This window comes from Fructilactobacillus fructivorans (assembly GCF_001434095.1).
GTDB classification, from domain to species: Bacteria; Bacillota; Bacilli; order Lactobacillales; family Lactobacillaceae; genus Fructilactobacillus; species Fructilactobacillus fructivorans.
Genome location: NZ_AZDS01000003.1, coordinates 112,989 through 131,740 on the forward strand (window position 1 = coordinate 112,989; position 18,752 = coordinate 131,740).

The following is an 18,752-nucleotide window of genomic DNA, read 5'->3' on the forward strand; positions in this document are numbered from 1 at the left end:
CTATTTTATGCTTATGAAAGCGCTTAATCAACTTTATTTGTTTGCTGGAAACGGTAATGGTTGCACGTCCAGCAAATTTAGTTAAAATATTAACTAAAATCTTAATGGAGGCAAGGAAATGAATAAAGTCAGAAAAGTCACAATCAATGATGTTAATGAACTTCAGAATATTAGTCGTGAGACGTTTGCGGATACATTTGGTGCTGAGAACAAGCCGGAGAATCTGAACCAATATTTGGATAATGCATATGATACCGAAAAATTACAACAAGAGATTGCGAATCCAAATTCCGAATTTTATTTTGCGTACATTGATGGTCAGCTAGCTGGTTACTTGAAATTAAACGTAGGAAGCGCTCAATCGGAGAAGATGGGTGACGATTACTTGGAAGTTCAACGAATTTATCTGAAAAAGAACTTTAAGCGTCACGGCTTAGGAACGGAATTGATGAACCTAGCCGTTAAAAGAGCACAAGCCTACGGCAAGCCCAAAATTTGGTTGGGAGTATGGGAACATAATGATGGTGGCTTAAAGTTTTACCAAAAAATGGGATTTAAGCAAATTAGTGATCATGTTTTCCAACTTGGCAGAAGTTCACAACGGGATTTGATAATGGAGAAGCCAATTAGTGTTAGCATTAAGTAAGTAGTTAACGATTTTAATTGGAAAGTTGGTTCTTTAATTGTTATTTAATGGGATTTTTCTCTTAATTGCTAGTGTGATTGCTGGGACATTGAGCAGTGTCGTTGGAATGGCAAGTGTGATTTTGTATCCAGCCCTTTTGTTTGTAGGGTTGCCGCCAATTATGGCTAACGTCACGATTACAGTTGGAATCATTTTTAGTGGAACGAGTGCCGTCCTTTCATCAAAGCGAGAACTAAAGGGACAAGGTTCGGTTACCTTGCACGTCATGGCGTTTGCGGTGATTGGTGCTATTATTGGATCGATTATTTTGTTACATAGTTCCAATAAGAGCTTTCAAGATGTAGCCCCGTTTGTCATTTTGCTTTCAGGGGTGTTAATGCTGATTCCAAAGAAGCAGTCCGCTTACGTTCATGAGAGTGTTTCCAAAACTGCCAGTGCGATTGCGGCCATAGCCATTGTAGTGGTCGGAATTTACGTTGGTTATTTTGGTGCTGGTGGTGGAGTTTTAATGGCAGCGATTTTGATTCGAATCATTGATGCTCCTTATGCCATTTGTAATGCGGTCCGAAATGTATCGACACTAACCATGAATGCTGTTTCAGCGCTCATTTTTATTTTTACGACGCCGATTAGTTGGAGTGCCTTGGTTGTTCTTGCCGTTGGTCTGTTCATCGGTGGATATATCGGACCGATCATTGTACGAGTCATCCCATCAGCCATTATGAAATATTCGGTTGCCATTGGTGCCATCATTCTGGCGGCCTTCTTAGCTTATCAGGCCTATTTTTAAAAGTATGAGGAAAACATAATGTTGAAATTAATTTTTTTAGTGGTGGCAGGAGTTATCAGTGGGGTACTAGAAAGTACGGTTGGATTAGCTAGTTTGGTTGCTTATCCGGCAATGTTACTTGCTGGGTTTGCTCCCATTGTAGCGAATGTAACCAACACCGTTGGGTTTGCGTTTAGTGATTCTAGTGCTATTTTGGCATCTCAAAAGGAACTAAAGGGACAGAGTAAAATCATCATGAAGGTGATTGTCTTTGCTGGGATCGGGACGATCATCGGTTCCCTCATCCTGCTTAATAGTTCCAACAAAAGTTTTGAAAACGTGGCTCCAATCATCATTATGATTTCAGGAATTTTGATGTTATTGCCAAAAAGTCAACGGCAACTGACTGAGACCCACATGACATGGTTTGGAAAGATCATCACAGCAATCGCTTTGGTACTGGTTGGGATGTATTTAGGTTACTTCGGAGCTGGTGGCGGAGTGATGCTCATTGCGATTTTACTTCGGGCCGTCAACCAACCATATGCCATCTGTAATGCCATTCGGAACTTTGTTTCGTTAATTTTGAACTGGATTTCAGCTGTGATCTTCATGTTTACGATGCCAATTAACTGGGTGGCTTTGATTGCGATTACAATTGGGCTTCTGGTTGGTGGCTACATTGGTCCGTCGATTGTGCGTCATATTCCATCTAAAATTATGAAGTATGGAGTTGGAATTGGTGCGGTAGTATTAGCAATTTGTTTAGGGATTAAAACTTATTAATAGAATAAGGAGAAATGGAAAGTTTGATTTTAAAGTATGTTTTGTTGATTATTGCAGGAATCTTCAGTGGAATTATGGGAACTGCTGTTGGTCTAGCTAGTGTAATTTCTTACCCGTCCATGCTAGCCGCTGGACTGTCTCCCATCGTAGCAAGTGTGACTAACATTGTCGGGTTTGCTTTTAGCAATATGAGTGCGGTAGCATCGTCACAAAGGGAACTTAAGGGCCGGGGAAAGACAATCTTTAAAGTAGTTATCTTTGCTGGACTTGGATCAGCGATTGGGTCGCTAATCCTACTCAAGAGTTCCAATAAAAGTTTTGCTGACATTGCTCCCGTGGTTATCATGCTTTCGGGATTATTAATTATGTGGCCCAAGAGTAAGAAACAGCAGACGGAAACTCACCTTAGTCTGTGGGGAAAGCGCTAACAGCAATTGCATTAACGGTAGTAGGAATGTACCTAGGCTACTTCGGAGCTGGTGGTGGTATCCTTATCATGGCCATTTTACTTCGAGCTCTTAACGAATCATATGCGGTTGATAATGCAATTCGAAATGTGATGTCCTTGGTCATGAATTGGATTTCAGCCATTATCTTTATTTTTACGATTCAAATTAACTGGTCCGTTTTAATTACTTTAACTATTGGACTAATCATTGGTGGCTACATTGGACCAGCAATTGTACGTCACATTCCATCTAATATTATGAAGTATGGTGTCGGAATTTTAGCAATTTTACTAGCTATTTATCTTGGCATTAAAACTTATTAATGATGTTGCAACGAGTCCTTGGTTATGGTATTTTTAAAGCAGATAAAATACGACAATAAAGAGGACGAGTACCATTAATTACTTTTTCAGCGAGTCGAAGATAGTGGAAGTTCGGTAAAGGATTAATGTGAAAAACACCTTGAGTTTTCAGTTTGAACTAAGTAGGACTGACGGTTACAATCCGTTATCATTGTTCGAGTTGGTTTATGTAATATAAACAAGATGGGTGGTACCGCGATGACTTCGTCCCTTTTGAGATGAAGTCTTTTTTTATTGTTTAAAGAAGGGTGATAAGAATGAAAAACGTGTTAGCAAAAGATCTTTATACTAAGAAACGGGACTTTGGAGACGAATCAGTTGTCCTAACGGGATGGATTCGGACCATTCGTAATTCTAAAAAAATTGCCTTTATTGAGGTAAATGATGGATCATATATCAAAAACGTTCAGGTGATTGTCAAAAGTGATCTGGATAACTTTGATGACGTAATTAAGCTTCCAATTAGTTCAACTCTAAAGGTAACTGGAAAACTAGTTGAGACCCCTGATGCACAACAACCATTTGAGATTCATGCCGAAAAGGTTGATATCGAAGGCGTGTCTGACTTAGATTACCCACTGCAAAAGAAGAAGCAATCCCTTGAATATCTTCGTTCCATTGCTCACTTACGTCCTAGAACCAACACGTTCTATGCCGTATTCAAGATTCGTTCATTAGCAGCTTTTGCCATTCATCAATATCTGCAAAACCGTGGCTTTGTATACGTAAACACACCAATTGTCACTAGTAGTGATACTGAGGGTGCTGGTGAGATGTTTCAGATCACTAGTTTAGATCAGAACGACCTCCCGAAGGATGCAAATGGTAAGGTTGATTATTCAAAAGACTTTTTTGGTCAAGAAACCAATTTGACCGTTAGTGGACAGCTTCCGGTTGAGGCATTTGCGTTGGCCTTCCGAAATGTTTACACCTTTGGTCCTACCTTTCGAGCTGAGAACTCACACACGAAGCGTCATGCTGCGGAGTTTTGGATGATTGAACCTGAAATGGCATTTGCCGACCTAGATGACATTATTGCCACTTCTGAAGACATGTTGAAGTATGTAATTAATTATTTGTTGAAAAATGCGTCAGAAGATCTGCAGTTTTTAAATGATAATGTTGATGACAATTTAATCAAATTGCTTCAAACCACTGTCAATGAAAAGTTTGCTCGTATTACTTATACGGAAGCCATTGATCTCCTTAAAAAGGCTGACGTTGACTTTAAATATCCAGTTAAATGGGGAATTGATTTAAAGGCCGAACATGAACGTTACCTTTCAGAAAAAGTCTTTGGTAAGCCAGTCTTTGTTACCGACTATCCACGTAACATTAAGGCCTTCTACATGCGGGATAATGATGATGGGAAGACCGTTGCCGCTTCTGATCTCTTGGTTCCACGAATTGGAGAATTGATTGGTGGAAGTCAACGGGAAGAACGTGAGAAAGAGTTGGCTGATAAGATGGATGAGTTCCACTTGTCAAAGGACGAATATGAATGGTACTTAGAGCTTAGAAAGTATGGTGGTACCAAACATTCTGGTTTTGGAATTGGGTTTGAACGTTTACTGATGTATGTGACCGGAATGGATAATATTCGGGACGTTATTCCTTATCCAAGAACGCAAGGTAGCATTAAATTTTAGATTTACATTAGTCCACGAGAAATCGTGGACTTTTTTGTGACAATTTGTAACAATTCAAATCAAAAAATGATAATCTATAACTAGCTATTAAATTAGCACAAATCGAAAAGGGAGCGCTTTATATGGCAAAAAGTAATGGACTTAGTAGATTAGAAAGATTTTGGTTTATCACCATTATGTTAATTGGTACTTTCACCATGTCGATTAGTCAGTCCTCATTATCAACGGCTTATCCCACGTTGATGAAGTACTTTGATATTTCAGCATCATCGGTTCAGTGGTTAACGACTGGTTTTATGATTATCATGTGTATTATGATGCCTATCAGTCCTTGGTTATTGAATAACATGAGTTTTAAGAAACTCTTTATGGGCGTGTTGCTGATGTTTGATTTGGAAACTTTAATCATTTTAATCAGTAATAGCTTCGCGTGGGTGCTTTTTGGAAGAGCACTAGAAGCCATCGCAGTTGGTATTTTGTTTCCATCGTATCAAACGGTCTTACTTAATATCACCCCAGAGGATGACCGGGGAACGATCATGGGAGTTGCTGGACTGGTTATGGGTTCGGCGCTTGCTTGTGGACCAATCATCTCTGGAATCGTTTTAAGATTTACAACTTGGCGGGGTTTGTTTGACGTCTTTATTGTCATCATTACCGCGGTTTTCTTGATTTCTTTCTTTGTTATGAAAGATGTAATGCCAAGGATTAAGTCCAAATTGGATTGGATTTCAATCATTTATTCATTTGGTTTGATTGGAATTTTGTATGTAATTAGTGAAATTGCTAAACCGAACAACAACTACGGATTATTACTACTGATTCTAGTCGTTAGCATCATCTTAATTGCATTGTTTGTCGTTCGTCAGTTTAGAATCAGTAATCCATTGTTAAACTTAAACGTTTTAAAGACCTTTAACTATGATTTGGCGGTTCTTCTGACGGGTTTCTCTTACATTTCATTAATTGTGGTTACGATTATTTTTCCACTGTATTACCAGCAAGTACTTAATGTGTCACCGTTTATTTCCGGGATGGCATTAGTTCCTGGAGCTGTTTTCCTAAGTATCTTGAACCCAATTACAGGTACCATTGTTGATAAAATTGGATTTAAGCCAGTTATGTTAACAGGAATGATTATGATTGTGCTTGGCTGGGCGGTCTTAGCCTTCTTCCCAATCTACAACATTTGGGCAATGATGATTATTGCCATGTTGATTGAAGGTGGCAATGCCTTTGTTATGATGCCTGCTGTTACTCTAGGTGCTGATTCACTTCCAGAAGATTTGATTTCTTACGGAACGGCCCTAATCACTACGGTTAGACAAGTGCTTGGATCAACCGGAGTAGCGGTTGCTACGATTGTATTAGTTAGAGCCACTGGTTTCTTCAAACTCAGCATGCCAGCAATGCCAGCACAAGTTAATGGATTTCATATGGTTTACTGGGTCTTCTTAGTAATTGCGGTGGTTGGATTAATCTTCGCTGTTATGATTAGAACCCCTAAAAAAGATCAAAAATAAATTGAAAAGTAAAAAGGATGGAAATTATATAATTTCCATCCTTTTTTATTTCGCCAAAGAGACACCATGGTCTGTAATTAATGGTTTTGAAATCGTGTTGTAACCGTTTGGTAGTAATCGCCACTTACCATAGAAAGTGTGAGGAGATTGTAAATAAAGACACAAGGATTACATAGAGAAAGAGGCTAGAGTATGTTTATAAAATTAGTTAAAGGAATCGTAGTTTCAGTTGCAGCACTTGGGATATTTGGCATTATTAATATGAGTGCCAATCAAACGCAAGCATCTGCAAGTAAAGTCCATTTTTCAAATGTTAAGAGAGTAGCAACGAATGAACTTGGCAAGCCATATTCATATGGTGCGGTTGGACCGAACAGTTTTGACTGTTCTGGATTCACACAATATGTCATGAAAAACGGTGCTAATCGCAATATTGTAAGAACTGCTCAAGCACAATATGACAGTTATAAGCATGTTAAGAAAAGCAAAATCAAGAAGGGTGATTTAGTCTTCTTTGGTTCAAGTAAGAGTGACATCTATCACGTTGGGATTGCTCTAAACAAACACCAAATGATTGATGCGCAAAATCGTGGAGTTATCATCGAACCAATTCACGCCCCATGGTGGAACTTGGTCGGAGTATCTCGCCCAGTTTCATTTGCTAAAAAAACAGTTAAAAGTCCCGTTAGGTTTTAATGAGCCTGACGGCTTTTTTGACACTCCTAACTTACCTGATTACTATATAGGCAAAAGTTGAAGGGAGTGGACCAAATTGCTAAGAAAAGACGAACCATTTTTACCAATTACATCAAGATCAGAATTGCGGAATTGGTTCACGGAAAACTGTCAAAAAGAGGGCTGTCTGTGGATCCCAGTTAGTATGAGCCCAACAAACGATGACAGGATGTTTTATTTGGATATCGTCGAAGAGGCACTGTGTTTTGGTTGGGTTGATGGTTTGCATAAGAGTTCGGATGAGACCGGATTATCCCAACGACTCACTCCTAGAAAAGAGAATAGTAATTGGACCGAGCTTAATAAGGAACGCGCTCGGAGATTAATTAAATTGGGTTTAATGACTGATGAGGGTCAAAAAGTTTTGCCCGATTTGTCACCCCAGTCATTTAAGATTATCAAACCAGTTAAGCGAGCCTTGAAACGTGATCCAAAGGTATGGGACAATTTCAATCAGTTTCCGGACTTGTATCAACGGGTTCGCGTTGATGGGGTCCAATCACGCTTGAAATTTAGTAAACCTCAATCATACAAGCACCGGTTACATAAGTTGGTGAAGAAGACGAGAGCCAACGAGATGTATGGTGGTTGGTGTGATAATGGGAGATTGTTGCATTATTAAGCTTTAATAGGTTAAATCCTTGCCTGGCATTTTATGGTTGTTATCACTTGAGATAAGTTTAATCAAAAAGATACAATTAATGGATTTATAAATATTACAGCAAAAAAGCGAACCAATCAACTTAATGACTGGTTCGCTTTTAATTATGGAGGCGGCGGGATTTGAACCCGCGTCCGGGCATATTGCCTCCTGAACGTCTACATTCGTAGGCTAATCATTTGAAGTTCACTGTACAATCCGCAATTAGTCAATGCTAGCATGCACAGCTAATCTGATTAATCTCTTCATACTACTTCAGATGGGAGCAGTAAGCGTATCCTATTAAAGGTAGGACCTAGGACTGATCCATAGGAAAAATCAGCTAGATCTACGTCAAGCGCTTATTAGGCAGCTACGGCGTAAGAATTGTTATTATTTTTTGCAGTTATAATTAAACTGAGCGATTTGACGCATCGTCGTACGGAATGCAATTCAGGCTCAAACTATACCCGTCGAATCCATAACGCCCCCGACAGATACATTACTACTATACCATGATATCTGCCTAATTTACAGTAATTAAATCAAGTTAAAATGCTTGAGACCATTCACGATTCCGTGGTCGGTATTCTTGGTGGTAATAAATTCACCATGTGGTTTGACGTTTGAGAGACCGTTACCCATCACAACCGGATGATCAACGTAGTCTAGCATTGGGATGTCGTTATTGCCGTCTCCAAAGGCGTAGGTTGGAATTCCCCTTAATCCAGCAGTGTCAATTAATTGCTTGATTCCAGTAGCCTTAGAAACCCCATGAACGACCACATCGATGGAGTAGGGTGAATTACGGTAGAAGGTTAAAACATCACCGAAAGCATCCTCATACTCAGTATCGAGGTCAGTGTTGGTAACAACCATCATGTTAATGGGATTTTCGTGCCAGTATGTCTTAGTAACAATCTTTGGTAGTGGGGCATGGACATGCTTGAATGCTTTAATGGCTAACTCATCATGATTGGTAATGGCACCGCGTTTTTGATTTAGTAGGACCAAAGTATTACCATGTTGTTCAACAAAATCATATAATTGGTCGATAATCTTTGGGTCAATCGTGTTAGAGAAGACTTCTTTTCCCCTTAACATTCCGAAGTCACCATTAGCGGCAACCACAGAATCAATCTTGGTCTTTTCCAGTGTGTCTTTGATTTCAAAAATATTCCTTCCAGTTGAAATAACCGGAAGGCCGCCGTGTTTTCTGATTTCTTCCATCGCATTTGCGACTTCGTCGTTCACCTTGGAATTTTCATCAAACAGGGTTCTATCTAAGTCAAAAAATACTAAATATTTATACATAGTTGAATCTCCTTTGCTTATTATTTTAACATATGGCATGCTTTGCATTCCTACTAATTAACACTCATTACATGTACAATAAAAGAAGGAAGAGATTTTTAAGGGAGAATAAATAATATGAAAAAAATTGAAATAACTGGTAAGGCCGTTAAGAAATTTGAGGGTGGTTATCCGCAAATTAGTGAAAAGGATTTGGTTAATCCAGCTGACTTTAGCAATGGTGAGGTTGTGGCACTCGTTAAGGGCGATCACTTCGTGGCAAGTGCTTATTTTGGTAAGCAAGCTGGTGGCATTGGCTGGATTTTAAGTCGGAAAGAGAATCAAGCCATTGATGATAATTTCTTTGGCCACTTATTTAGCCAGGCTTTTAGTAAACGGATCTTGCTTCAAGATGAGGGCATTGATATTCATCGCATGTTCAACGGACAGGGTGATGGTTTAGCCGGTATCACCATTGATAGTTATGATGGTCAGGATGTTATTAGTTGGGAAAATTCTGGAATTTATCAATTACGCAGTCAATTAATTTCAGTCATTATTAATCAATTAGGCGACTACCAGAACTTGTACGAATATCGTCAATTTGAACATGGATCTGAGATTAAATCAGTTGAGAATGCTAGTCCAGATCCAGTTTCATCTGCCAATGTTTTGGAGGGTGAAGTAACCTATCCTGTTAGTCTGCAAAATGCGAAAACAACTGGATTAGACGTTGTTTATCGTGATGTAAGACAAGACGTCTTTGATCAAGCACAGGATAAAATTGGATTAAATCTCTTTTATGAAGGGACTGGCGTTGCCAACGCGATGATTGGTGGTGGTACCGTTAAAACCGTCAATGTTGATGATAGTAATCGGGCTAAATCACAATTAATCAACGAGATTGATGCGAATGGTTATACCATCGGTGCCCAAGAGGTTCGAAAAATGAGCGTCTTTGGCTACTTAGATTATGCTAAAAAGCATAATTTAAAGTTTGATCTTATTACTGTTAACGTTCCGGTTTTTGTTAGAGATAAGAAAGATCGCTTTGAAATTAAAAAGGACCTAGGTAAACTAGTTAATGCCGTAAGTGAAGTGGCTAACCAGGATGCTTCCATCTTTTTTACCACCGATACTAACAAGATGAACTCGAAAAAATTTAGATCTGAAATCTCAGATGCATTTATTCAGAGTGGAATAAACGTTAATTTTGGCAAGACTTATGCTAATCCAAGTGATTTCCCAATTGATACTGATTACGAGCGTGAGGGATCATTTAAGGGCATTAACGTCCAAATTAAGTAGAAAGAGTGTTACAAATAAATGATAAATTAACGGGATAAAACCCCGCTATGGCTCTTAGCTTTGTTGTATAATGTATGTAAATATTTATAGAAGTGGGGATAGTGTAATGGCTTATTTAAAGTTTGACGATTCTAAATTAGGCAAGTTTGTACATCCAGATGAGTTACCTGAGATTCAAGCAATGGTAACTGCAGCTGATAAAGAATTAAGGGATGGTACTGGTGCCGGAAGCGATTTCCGTGACTGGTTGAATCTTCCTGAAAATTATGACAAGGATGAGTTCAAGCGAATCCAAAAGGCAGCTGATAAAATTAAATCTGATTCTAAGGTTTTAGTTGTAATTGGAATCGGTGGTTCATACTTAGGTGCTAAGATGGCCGTTGATTTTCTTAACGGCACGTTCTATAACTCAGAACCAGATGACAAACGCCGTGGTGTCAAGGTTGTTTTTGCTGGGAACTCACTCAGTGCTCCATACATTCATGATCTATTGAACTACATCGGTAACGATGACTTTTCAATTAATATCATTTCAAAATCTGGTACCACTACTGAACCAGCAATTGCTTTCCGGATTTTCAAAGAAAAATTGATTAAGAAGTATGGTGAAGAAGAGGCCAACAAACGAATTTATGCTACCACTGATGCTCATCGTGGTGCTTTGAAGCAAGAGGCTGATGCTAATGGTTACGAAACTTTCGTCATTCCTGATGGTGTTGGTGGTCGTTACTCAGTTCTAACTCCAGTTGGCTTGTTACCAATCGCAGCTACTGGTGCTGATATTAGTCAGTTAATGAAAGGTGCTTTTGATTCTTCAAAGGAATACACTAACCCAGACGTTAACAAAAATGATGCTTACCGTTATGCTGCATTGAGAAACATCTTATACCGAAAGGGTTACACGACTGAATTGCTTGAAAATTACGAACCAAACATGAGAATGTTCTCAGAATGGTGGAAGCAATTGATGGGTGAATCAGAAGGTAAGGATCAGAAGGGAATTTATCCTTCATCAGCTAACTTTACTACCGACCTTCATTCACTTGGACAATACATTCAAGAGGGTCTTCGTGACTTAATCGAAACCGTGGTTAAGCTCGACAAACCTGATTATGATATTGATATTCCTAAGGAAGAATCAAATCTTGATGGTCTTAAGTATCTCCAAAATGATACTGTAAACGAAGTTAATACTAAAGCTTACGAAGGGGTTGTCTTAGCTCATACTGATGGTGGAGTTCCAGTTATGACTGTTCATATTCCAGATCAATCAGAATATTCATTAGGCTACTTGATCTACTTCTTTGAAGTTGCTGTTGCCATCTCTGGTTACTTGAATGGAATTAATCCATTCAACCAACCTGGTGTTGAAGCTTATAAGAATAATATGTATGCATTGCTTGGCAAGCCTGGTTACGAAGAATTAACCAAGAAGCTTGACGAAGAATTAAAAGATGAAAACAATAACTAAATGAAGCAAAAAAGAACGAACCCGAATTTCTAGGTTCGTTCTTTTTGTATGGTTAATTTTTGAAGGAGGGGAGACTATTCCCATTTGCCCTCAAGTGTACGTAATTTTTTGATTAAACGTTGTTGCGCTCTTTCAAGATCGTTCATTTGATCATCAACGTGGCGATTTTTATCCATTCCTCGTTTGTCATCACGGGCAGGTTTAGCCACTTTGGTGTCACGTAAGCTGTTGGTTTGATTTTCGTTTTCAATTAATTCTTTGACAACGTCCATCCGTTCGTTGTAGTTATCCAACAAACTAGCATTGAATTTGTCTGAGCTTTCCTTTTGCAACTTTTCTTGATCTTTAATTAATTTTTTGAGTTCTTTTTCTTTTGAGTGTACATCCATAGTTATCCCTCCAATATAAAAAGAATAGCACTAATCGCATTCTAATAGCAATCTAATTAGACAAATAAAAATGGTCTCTCGATTAATTCGAGAGACCATTTTATGTGTTTAGATATTATTTATCAGTATCTTTACGTCTGAAACCAAGTACAGCAGCAAGGGCAACCATAATGGCACCGATGGCGCTCATAAGTAATGTGCTTGCTTGACCAGTTTGTGGCAAGATGTGACCATTCTTTTGGTCGTTCTTCTTAGCTGAATCAGCTTGGCCATTGTCGTTGGTAGCGATGTGTGAAGTAGCTTTCTTATCATCGTTTGCCTTAGCAACAGTTTCTTTCTTAGAAGCGTTCTTGTCAGAAACTTCCTTGTTTGAAACAACTTTAGCAGCCTTTGGATCATTGCTTGATTTAGTTGAAGCATTTAAATCAGTAGTGTTCTTCTTAGCAGTTGTGTTGTCTGACAAGTTAGTTACTTGATCATTTTTAGCTTGTTGTTCTTTTTGCGCAGCAGCTACTACTGAAGGATCTTGTTTAACAGGGTTAATTTGATTGTCAGTAGTGGCTATCTTTGAAGCTTGAACGTCTGCTTGCTTTGCATCATTGTTTGATGAGTCAGTCTTAGCAGTTTGTGCTGCTGGAGTAACGTCATTTTGAACGTTAGCTGATGCATTTTCAGCCTTTGCAGGTTGAGCGTTTAAGTTAACATTCTTAGCATCGTTGTTTTGTGATGCAATGTTAGTAGTAGTAGCTTTGCTAGTTGAAGCAGTTGCTGTTGGTGTAGCAGTATTAGCTGACTTGTTAGTGGTGTTCAATTGAGTAGTAGGTACATTAGCCTTTAAGTTATAATTGTAGTTTCTGTTGTTATTAGTAGCAGGCTTTGCGGCTGGGGTACTTACATTTAGTTGAACATTATTTGAACTAGCTTGGTTGTTAGTTTGAGGTGTGTATGAGTTGTTAGCTTTTGAAGATTTAGTAACTGAGTTGTTGTTAGTGCTTTGGCTTGATGTATTTGATGATGTACTTGGTGTGTATGAAGTGTTTGAACTTCCACCGTTAAAGCCGTTAACACGTCCGAATAACATAGTACCAGAGAAGTAGCTAACTGAATCATTATTTACAACTCCACGATTTTGAGCATCAAGCATTAAACCGTTACCTAAGTAAATTCCAACGTGGTAGAGATCTCCACCTTGTGAGAAGAACACTAAATCACCCTTTTGAGCTTGGCTACTTGAGATATGTTGAGTAGCTGGGTATTGTGAATAAGTAGTACGTGGCAGACTGTATCCAGCTTGTCCAAATACGTATTGAACAAATCCAGAGCAATCAAACCCAGCTGGTGTACTACCACCCCATACATATGGAGTACCAACATATTGCTTACCAATGTTAACTACTTGGTCAGCATTAGTTGAAGCTTTAAGGTTAGTAGTTTGAGCTCTTAGGTTAGTTGAAGCTGCTCGAGCAGCACTTAATTGAGCAGTTGAGTATAATTGAGTTGAAGCAGAAGTAACATTATTGTCATTGCTTGAGTCATTCTTAGCATTTGCTTGAGCATCGGTCTTGCTGTTTTGATCAGTATTTTGGTTGTTGTTAGCTACTTGATTGTTATCAGTTTTTGCTGAATCATTATCAGTTTTAGCAGCATTGTTGTTTGAATCAGTCTTAGCATTTGCTTGAACGTCATCAGTCTTGCTGTTTTGATCAGTGTTTTGGTTGTTATTAGCTACTTGATTGTTATCAGTTTTTGCTGATTGTTGATCATTAGTAGTGGTATCAGCCTTGGCTGAATCATTAGTAGTCTTTTGTTCAACGTTATTGTTAGTTTGGTTGTTATCTGCTTGGGCAGAAACGCCATTGTTAAGGTTTTGATTGTTAACATCAGTTTTTGCTGGTTGAGCAGAGGTAACAGCTTTTTCAACATTGTTTTCTACAATCTTATTTGACGTAGTATCTGATTTTTGACTATCAGTTTTAGCAACATCGTTATTTGAATCAGTCTTAGCATTTGCTTGAACGTCATCAGTCTTGCTGTTTTGATCGGTGTTTTGGTTGTTATTAGCTACTTGATTGTTATCAGTTTTTGCTGATTGTTGATCATTAGTAGTGGTATTAACCTTGGCTGAATCATTAGCAGTCTTACTTGCATCATTGTTTGTAGCAACATTAGTTTGTGTAGTGTCTTCTTGTTGAGCATTAGCGTTATTTGTTTGATTATCAACGTTAGTGTTAGCTGCGTCCTTAGTTGAGTTGTTTTTAATAGTACTATTATCTTTCTTAGCACTTTGAGTAGTTTGTGCATTATTTCCTAAGGCGTCAGCGTTAACAACGCTGCTGGTAGTTAGAAGTCCACCGGCAACCATTGAAGTTGCAAGAGCAGCAAACATCCATTTCTTTCCAGCTTTGTACATTTTATAGTGTAATTTTTCATTATTCATATATTTGATTTCCTCCTTTGGAATATATAAACCATAACATCAAAATTATGTGAAAAAAAGGTATATACCTAAGCGTAACTATAATGATATAGTACGAAACATTCAGGAAATAGTTTGTTAAACTAGTAAACTTACAGTAACAATACTGTAATATAACTGTGTTACCAGAAGAATTGCTTGAATTCAACGTTAGATGGTGATTAATCGTAATTTTGTAAATTTTAGAATAAGGGACAAGATGCCCGTAATTGCTGATATAGCAGCCCTTATTAATCATTTACTTCGATGCGTAATTAAATTGATCACTTAGTTTTGCAATTAAACTCAAAATCCGAAGTTCATGATCATGATTTTGGTAATATTTTGTAGTCATCTGTAATCTTATTTTACAAAAGAGTAAATTTTCAATTAGAAAAGTTCGAAAAAGATGGTGAAAATTATCCTTTGTTTTCACAATTGATTAGTAATTAACTTAAAAAATGATCAACTTATCAACCTATAAAAGTTGAAAATAATTAAGTATAGTAAGTATAAATGGAATAAATATTTACCAAACGTTATCCGACCTAGTTAAGGAATGTTTGGTAAAATTAAGAAAAAAGGACATAAGAGTGGAGATGATTATGGTGGCATACGGAAATTTAGATTACTATTATGCAATTTTGGGATTACCTGCAACTGCTGACAAGCAGGAAGTCGACCAAGCCTACCGCAAATTAGCCAAAAAGTATCATCCAGACGTTAATCCCTCACCAAATGCAGCTTCTAAGTTCAAAGAAATTACGAATGCATACGAAATTATTAAAGAAAATAATTACAGTTCTGGATTTGGATCGTATACAGGATCAGGCCAGTCTAGTTATGAGTCACATTCTCGTGATTCTAATACTAACAACGATTCCCATCAGCAAAATACTAATTACAATTATTCTAATTACCAACAACATCAGAATCAAAAACATGAGCCGCATCAATTTAATGATGCCGATATTGGCAAAATTATTTTGTGGATTGCGGTTGCTATTTCGATTGCAACATTAGTAATTGTTATTAAGGTTTTGCCTCTCAGTATTATTTACGCAGTTTTGATCGTTTGCGGTATTTTATATTATTTTTATCAGAGAAAGTAATCAATAAATAATTAATTAAAGGGATTAAACGTTTCGATGTTTAATCTTTTTTGATTTCATCATGATATAAAACCAACTTACATGAATAATTACTTTATGATAGTTTAATCACTGTTAAAAAATTAGGAGGTTAAGTATGCCAAAGGATTTTAAAGAAGAATTATTGTTTACTGGACTAATGGCTGGAATGATGGTCCTTGTGATGGAAGCTTATAATATTGCGTTAGGTAGTGGGGTTGACTCCACGTTTATTAAGAGTGTGTTAGTAGGATACCCATTAGCATTAGTGATCGCTGCGCTTTGTGATTTACTTTTTATTGGTCCACTCGCAAAGAAAATTTTCTTCAAGTTTATCTTTAATGAAAAGATGGAAGAAAAACCGTTTCTGATTTCACTAGGGATTTCAATTCTGATGGTTTTAGGAATGGTGACATGCATGTCAATTTTTGGCATTATCGTTCAAGGAGGAGTTTCAAGTCTAAACCTGACTTCATTCGGGATCACTTGGGTTAGAAATGTCATCTTGGCTTTACCATTGCAACTTATTATCGTTGGACCAATTGCTCGAACGATTTTAGGGAGGGTTCAAGAAATCAGAAGTTAGGGTTTGAATCATTAATAAAATCAAAATCATGTAAGAAGTGCATTTCGTGATGAAATGCTTTTTTAATCCATTAAAAAACGCCATCTCAAGTGGATACTTGAAATGACGTTTTAAATTTATAGTTGAGTATACTGGGCTCGAACCAGTAAATTGCGGATTCAGAGTCCGCTGCCTTACCAATTTGGCGAATACTCAATAATTGAACATCTAATATACTACAATTCTTTTCCGACACTTGTCAACAGAAAATTTAACATTCCTTTGTTGACAGACCGGTTTAAATTGGGTAAACTATGTAATTGTTCAGTTATTGCCCGTTGGTCAAACTGGTTTAAGACGTCGCCCTCTCAAGGCGGAGCTATGAGTTCAAGTCTCATACGGGTAATTCAAATATGATAGAGCCTTCAAACATCACGTTTGAGGGCTTTTTTTGTTGAAAAATTTAAGGAGGATGGTTTTATGTGTACATCAATTATTATTAAGTCAAAAGATGGTCATCCGTTTTGGGGTAGAACGATGGACTTTATCGTCCCACTTTTTGATTCATCAGAGGAAAAAGCTGCGGTTCCAACGAAAATCGTGAATATTCCAGCAAATCACATAATTAAGTCAGAATTAAAAGACTGGAAAAGTCAATATGCGGTCATGGGAGTTGGTCCTGATGAGGGAAGTATCCTCTTTGACGGCATTAATGAACGTGGAATTACAGGAGATTTTCAAGTTCTCTTAGAAACTACTCATGATAGTACTGAAAATTTAGAAAAACGGCATTTAACTCCTGTTTTTGGTGAAGAATTTGGGACTTATGTTTTGACCCAATGTGCAACGTTGGATGATGTAAAGAAATTGGCCCAGAAGACTGGATTAATTGATAGGGATTATGTTTTCCATGGTAAAAATGGCAAACTTCAACTGCACTATACTTTTTCTGATGAAAATGGAAATTCGATTGTTTTAGAAGCAACCAATAACGGTGGTTTTAAGATTTACGATAGCGTAGGTGTAATGACTAACAGTCCTGAATACTCTTTTCATACTACCAACCTTAGAAATTACATTTCACTTGATGCCAACAATCAAAAGGCCACAAAGATTGGTGGGAAGTTACCCATTGAACCAATTGAAGGTGGAACTGGTTATGGTATGTTTGGCTTACCAGGTGACTACACCTCACCATCCCGTTTCGTTCGAGCTACTTTTATCACTAAGAACATTGATGAGTTTTCCGACGTTGAAGGAATCAGTACATTGTACAATTGTTTTAAACCATTTATCGTTCCAAAGGGAATCAGTCACAATCCTGACACTCCTGGACAGAGCGATTCAACGCAATACTGGGTCGGTTATGATGTTATAAATAGGACTCTCTACCTTCAGACTCCGACATGTTTAACAATGACACGAGCTACTCTAGATCCAAAGGCAACGGAAATGAAAAAGTTGGATGTTGACCAGACATTGAAAGTTAATGATCCTCAATAATTAGATTTTAAAGTTTTTGAACTTCTCGATCTTTGAAAAGACTAGTATAATTGATTTTATTAGGAGATTACAAAATGAATTTTTCAAAGACAAAGAATAAAATTAAACAAATGGTTGAAGATCAAAGTATCCCCGGAGCTTCATTTTCATTTATTACTGGGATGAACGTTGAAAGTGACGAAGTGGGCTTGAAGCAGGTTGAGCCAAGCGAACAATCAGTTGGTCCGAACGATGTATACGACATTGCTTCATTAACTAAGGTAGTTGGAACTTTACCCGTGATCATGCAGTTACTTCAGGACGGACGCATTCACCTGGATGATTCTGTATCGGATTATCTGCCAGAATGGCAGTATCCTGAAGTTACGATTAGACATTTACTAACGCATACTTCTGGGATTGAGGGCTACATTCCTAATCGAAATGAAATGAACATTAATCAACTTCGTGAGGCTCTTCTAGGACTGCACGTGGGTGATAATTTTGATAAAAAAATGAAGTATGCAGACGTTAATTATATTTTCTTAGGCTGGATTGCTGGGCTCGTGATGGGAATTCCGATTCAACCCTTAATTACCCAAATGGTCTTAAATCCGTTGGGGTTAAATGAGACTACCTTTCACCCGGATGCCCAACGGTCGGTTCCAACGACCTATGACGAAAAAACGGGGACTAACTTGCAAGGGAAAGTTCATGATCCTAAAGCTCAGATTTTAGGTGATGACTGTGGCTCAGCTGGGATGTTTAGTACCCTCAACGATTTATCGCGCTTTGCACAATGGATGTTGCAAATTAATGATCGCAGTAACATCTTTAATAATAAGACCTTTGATGAGTTATATACCGATCAAACTCCGATGGGTAATGGAACTCGTTCGTTTGGTTGGGCCCTAGCGGATTATGATGACAATCCATATATTTGGCAGTCAGGATATACAGGAGTTGTTATGGTCCTTGTTCGTGAACGAAAGAATGGGTTTGTTTTCTTATCAAATCGAGTTCACCCCCAATTACGGGAACACTTTATGGAAGATCGTAATGATTTAATTAATACGTATCTTGATGAATTATTTAATTAA

18 protein-coding genes, 2 tRNA genes, 1 other RNA gene and 1 other annotated feature are annotated in these 18,752 nt (G+C 37.8%); of the genes, 16 read left to right on the forward strand and 5 right to left on the reverse strand.

Features of this window, described 5'->3' with window-relative positions; translation table 11 throughout:
* Window positions 1-118 precede the first annotated feature (118 nt).
* From FC73_RS04025 to FC73_RS04065, 9 genes are all read left to right on the forward strand, one after another.
* Entirely contained in the window at window positions 119-646 is a 528-nt protein-coding gene (locus FC73_RS04025) for a GNAT family N-acetyltransferase (protein ID WP_010021909.1), read from the forward strand.
* A gap of 37 nt (window positions 647-683) precedes the next feature.
* Window positions 684-1,436 carry a sulfite exporter TauE/SafE family protein gene (locus FC73_RS04030; RefSeq protein WP_010021910.1) on the forward strand — a complete coding sequence of 251 codons (753 nt, stop codon included), beginning with the start codon at window positions 684-686 and terminating at the stop codon, window positions 1,434-1,436.
* 18 nt (window positions 1,437-1,454) lie between these two features.
* On the forward strand, window positions 1,455-2,201 hold the full coding sequence (locus tag FC73_RS04035; protein WP_010021911.1) for a sulfite exporter TauE/SafE family protein: 747 nt from the start codon (window positions 1,455-1,457) through the stop codon (window positions 2,199-2,201).
* A 14-nt stretch (window positions 2,202-2,215) separates the two neighbouring features.
* On the forward strand, window positions 2,216-2,629 hold the full coding sequence (locus FC73_RS07110) for a sulfite exporter TauE/SafE family protein (RefSeq protein WP_263852799.1): 414 nt from the start codon (window positions 2,216-2,218) through the stop codon (window positions 2,627-2,629).
* The gene (locus FC73_RS07115; protein WP_263852800.1) at window positions 2,614-2,973 is read left to right on the forward strand and encodes a sulfite exporter TauE/SafE family protein; all 360 of its coding nucleotides are present in this window, start codon (window positions 2,614-2,616) and stop codon (window positions 2,971-2,973) included. Before FC73_RS07110 ends, FC73_RS07115 begins: the two co-directional genes overlap by 16 nt.
* Window positions 2,974-3,019: 46 nt before the next feature.
* Window positions 3,020-3,227 (forward strand) — a binding site (T-box leader).
* A 42-nt stretch (window positions 3,228-3,269) separates the two neighbouring features.
* Window positions 3,270-4,661 (forward strand): asparagine--tRNA ligase, encoded by a 1,392-nt coding sequence (asnS, locus tag FC73_RS04050; protein ID WP_010021914.1) that lies wholly within the window; start codon window positions 3,270-3,272, stop codon window positions 4,659-4,661.
* 122 nt (window positions 4,662-4,783) lie between these two features.
* Entirely contained in the window at window positions 4,784-6,184 is a 1,401-nt protein-coding gene (locus tag FC73_RS04055; protein WP_010021916.1) for a DHA2 family efflux MFS transporter permease subunit, read from the forward strand.
* A gap of 192 nt (window positions 6,185-6,376) precedes the next feature.
* The gene (locus tag FC73_RS04060) at window positions 6,377-6,880 is read left to right on the forward strand and encodes a C40 family peptidase (protein WP_010021918.1); all 504 of its coding nucleotides are present in this window, start codon (window positions 6,377-6,379) and stop codon (window positions 6,878-6,880) included.
* Between the two features lie 76 nt (window positions 6,881-6,956).
* Window positions 6,957-7,541, forward strand: coding sequence for a YdeI/OmpD-associated family protein (locus tag FC73_RS04065; protein ID WP_040472290.1), 585 nt, complete (start codon window positions 6,957-6,959; stop codon window positions 7,539-7,541).
* A 143-nt stretch (window positions 7,542-7,684) separates the two neighbouring features.
* Here FC73_RS04065 and ssrA read toward each other — a convergent pair.
* Window positions 7,685-8,051: a transfer-messenger RNA gene (gene ssrA, locus FC73_RS06925) on the reverse strand.
* 48 nt (window positions 8,052-8,099) lie between these two features.
* On the reverse strand, window positions 8,100-8,873 hold the full coding sequence (locus FC73_RS04070) for a Cof-type HAD-IIB family hydrolase (RefSeq protein ID WP_010021922.1): 774 nt from the start codon (window positions 8,871-8,873) through the stop codon (window positions 8,100-8,102).
* Window positions 8,874-8,990: 117 nt separating this feature from the next.
* Here FC73_RS04070 and FC73_RS04075 point away from each other — a divergent pair, with 117 nt between their 5' ends.
* Both FC73_RS04075 and FC73_RS04080 read left to right on the forward strand, forming a co-directional pair.
* Window positions 8,991-10,160: a class I SAM-dependent methyltransferase gene (locus FC73_RS04075; RefSeq protein ID WP_010021923.1), complete on the forward strand. Its 1,170-nt coding sequence runs from the start codon at window positions 8,991-8,993 to the stop codon at window positions 10,158-10,160.
* 106 nt (window positions 10,161-10,266) lie between these two features.
* Window positions 10,267-11,631 (forward strand): glucose-6-phosphate isomerase, encoded by a 1,365-nt coding sequence (locus tag FC73_RS04080; protein WP_010021924.1) that lies wholly within the window; start codon window positions 10,267-10,269, stop codon window positions 11,629-11,631.
* A 74-nt stretch (window positions 11,632-11,705) separates the two neighbouring features.
* Here the strand turns inward: FC73_RS04080 and FC73_RS04085 are convergent, their stop codons facing one another.
* Both FC73_RS04085 and FC73_RS04090 read right to left on the reverse strand, forming a co-directional pair.
* Window positions 11,706-12,020, reverse strand: a complete 315-nt coding sequence (locus FC73_RS04085) for a hypothetical protein (RefSeq protein WP_010021925.1) — start codon at window positions 12,018-12,020, stop codon at window positions 11,706-11,708.
* Between the two features lie 115 nt (window positions 12,021-12,135).
* Entirely contained in the window at window positions 12,136-14,457 is a 2,322-nt protein-coding gene (locus tag FC73_RS04090; protein ID WP_010021926.1) for an NlpC/P60 family protein, read from the reverse strand.
* Window positions 14,458-15,080: 623 nt separating this feature from the next.
* Between FC73_RS04090 and FC73_RS04095 the strand changes: the two genes are divergently transcribed.
* Both FC73_RS04095 and FC73_RS04100 read left to right on the forward strand, forming a co-directional pair.
* The gene (locus tag FC73_RS04095; RefSeq protein ID WP_010021929.1) at window positions 15,081-15,587 is read left to right on the forward strand and encodes a DnaJ domain-containing protein; all 507 of its coding nucleotides are present in this window, start codon (window positions 15,081-15,083) and stop codon (window positions 15,585-15,587) included.
* Window positions 15,588-15,723: 136 nt separating this feature from the next.
* A complete protein-coding gene (locus FC73_RS04100) occupies window positions 15,724-16,191 on the forward strand; it encodes a DUF2798 domain-containing protein (RefSeq protein WP_010021930.1) in 468 nt (155 codons plus the stop codon).
* Between the two features lie 122 nt (window positions 16,192-16,313).
* Here the strand turns inward: FC73_RS04100 and FC73_RS04105 are convergent.
* A tRNA-Gln gene (locus tag FC73_RS04105) sits at window positions 16,314-16,386 on the reverse strand.
* Between the two features lie 116 nt (window positions 16,387-16,502).
* Between FC73_RS04105 and FC73_RS04110 the strand changes: the two genes are divergently transcribed.
* From FC73_RS04110 to FC73_RS04120, 3 genes are all read left to right on the forward strand, one after another.
* Window positions 16,503-16,576 (forward strand) — tRNA-Glu (locus tag FC73_RS04110).
* 74 nt (window positions 16,577-16,650) lie between these two features.
* A complete protein-coding gene (locus FC73_RS04115; RefSeq protein ID WP_010021931.1) occupies window positions 16,651-17,673 on the forward strand; it encodes a linear amide C-N hydrolase in 1,023 nt (340 codons plus the stop codon).
* A 74-nt stretch (window positions 17,674-17,747) separates the two neighbouring features.
* A complete protein-coding gene (locus FC73_RS04120; RefSeq protein ID WP_010021932.1) occupies window positions 17,748-18,752 on the forward strand; it encodes a serine hydrolase domain-containing protein in 1,005 nt (334 codons plus the stop codon).

Excerpts from the sequence above, each read along its gene's own strand:
- FC73_RS04025 (WP_010021909.1), top strand. The coding sequence starts at position 119 with ATGAATAAAGTCAGAAAAGTCACAATCAATGATGTTAATGAACTTCAG.
- FC73_RS04035 (WP_010021911.1), top strand. The coding sequence starts at position 1,455 with ATGTTGAAATTAATTTTTTTAGTGGTGGCAGGAGTTATCAGTGGGGTA.
- FC73_RS07110 (WP_263852799.1), top strand. The coding sequence starts at position 2,216 with ATGGAAAGTTTGATTTTAAAGTATGTTTTGTTGATTATTGCAGGAATC.
- asnS (WP_010021914.1), top strand. The coding sequence starts at position 3,270 with ATGAAAAACGTGTTAGCAAAAGATCTTTATACTAAGAAACGGGACTTT.
- FC73_RS04055 (WP_010021916.1), top strand. The coding sequence starts at position 4,784 with ATGGCAAAAAGTAATGGACTTAGTAGATTAGAAAGATTTTGGTTTATC.
- FC73_RS04060 (WP_010021918.1), top strand. The coding sequence starts at position 6,377 with ATGTTTATAAAATTAGTTAAAGGAATCGTAGTTTCAGTTGCAGCACTT.
- FC73_RS04070 (WP_010021922.1), bottom strand. The coding sequence starts at position 8,873 with ATGTATAAATATTTAGTATTTTTTGACTTAGATAGAACCCTGTTTGAT.
- FC73_RS04075 (WP_010021923.1), top strand. The coding sequence starts at position 8,991 with ATGAAAAAAATTGAAATAACTGGTAAGGCCGTTAAGAAATTTGAGGGT.
- FC73_RS04080 (WP_010021924.1), top strand. The coding sequence starts at position 10,267 with ATGGCTTATTTAAAGTTTGACGATTCTAAATTAGGCAAGTTTGTACAT.
- FC73_RS04085 (WP_010021925.1), bottom strand. The coding sequence starts at position 12,020 with ATGGATGTACACTCAAAAGAAAAAGAACTCAAAAAATTAATTAAAGAT.
- FC73_RS04090 (WP_010021926.1), bottom strand. The coding sequence starts at position 14,457 with ATGAATAATGAAAAATTACACTATAAAATGTACAAAGCTGGAAAGAAA.
- FC73_RS04095 (WP_010021929.1), top strand. The coding sequence starts at position 15,081 with ATGGTGGCATACGGAAATTTAGATTACTATTATGCAATTTTGGGATTA.
- FC73_RS04100 (WP_010021930.1), top strand. The coding sequence starts at position 15,724 with ATGCCAAAGGATTTTAAAGAAGAATTATTGTTTACTGGACTAATGGCT.
- FC73_RS04115 (WP_010021931.1), top strand. The coding sequence starts at position 16,651 with ATGTGTACATCAATTATTATTAAGTCAAAAGATGGTCATCCGTTTTGG.
- FC73_RS04120 (WP_010021932.1), top strand. The coding sequence starts at position 17,748 with ATGAATTTTTCAAAGACAAAGAATAAAATTAAACAAATGGTTGAAGAT.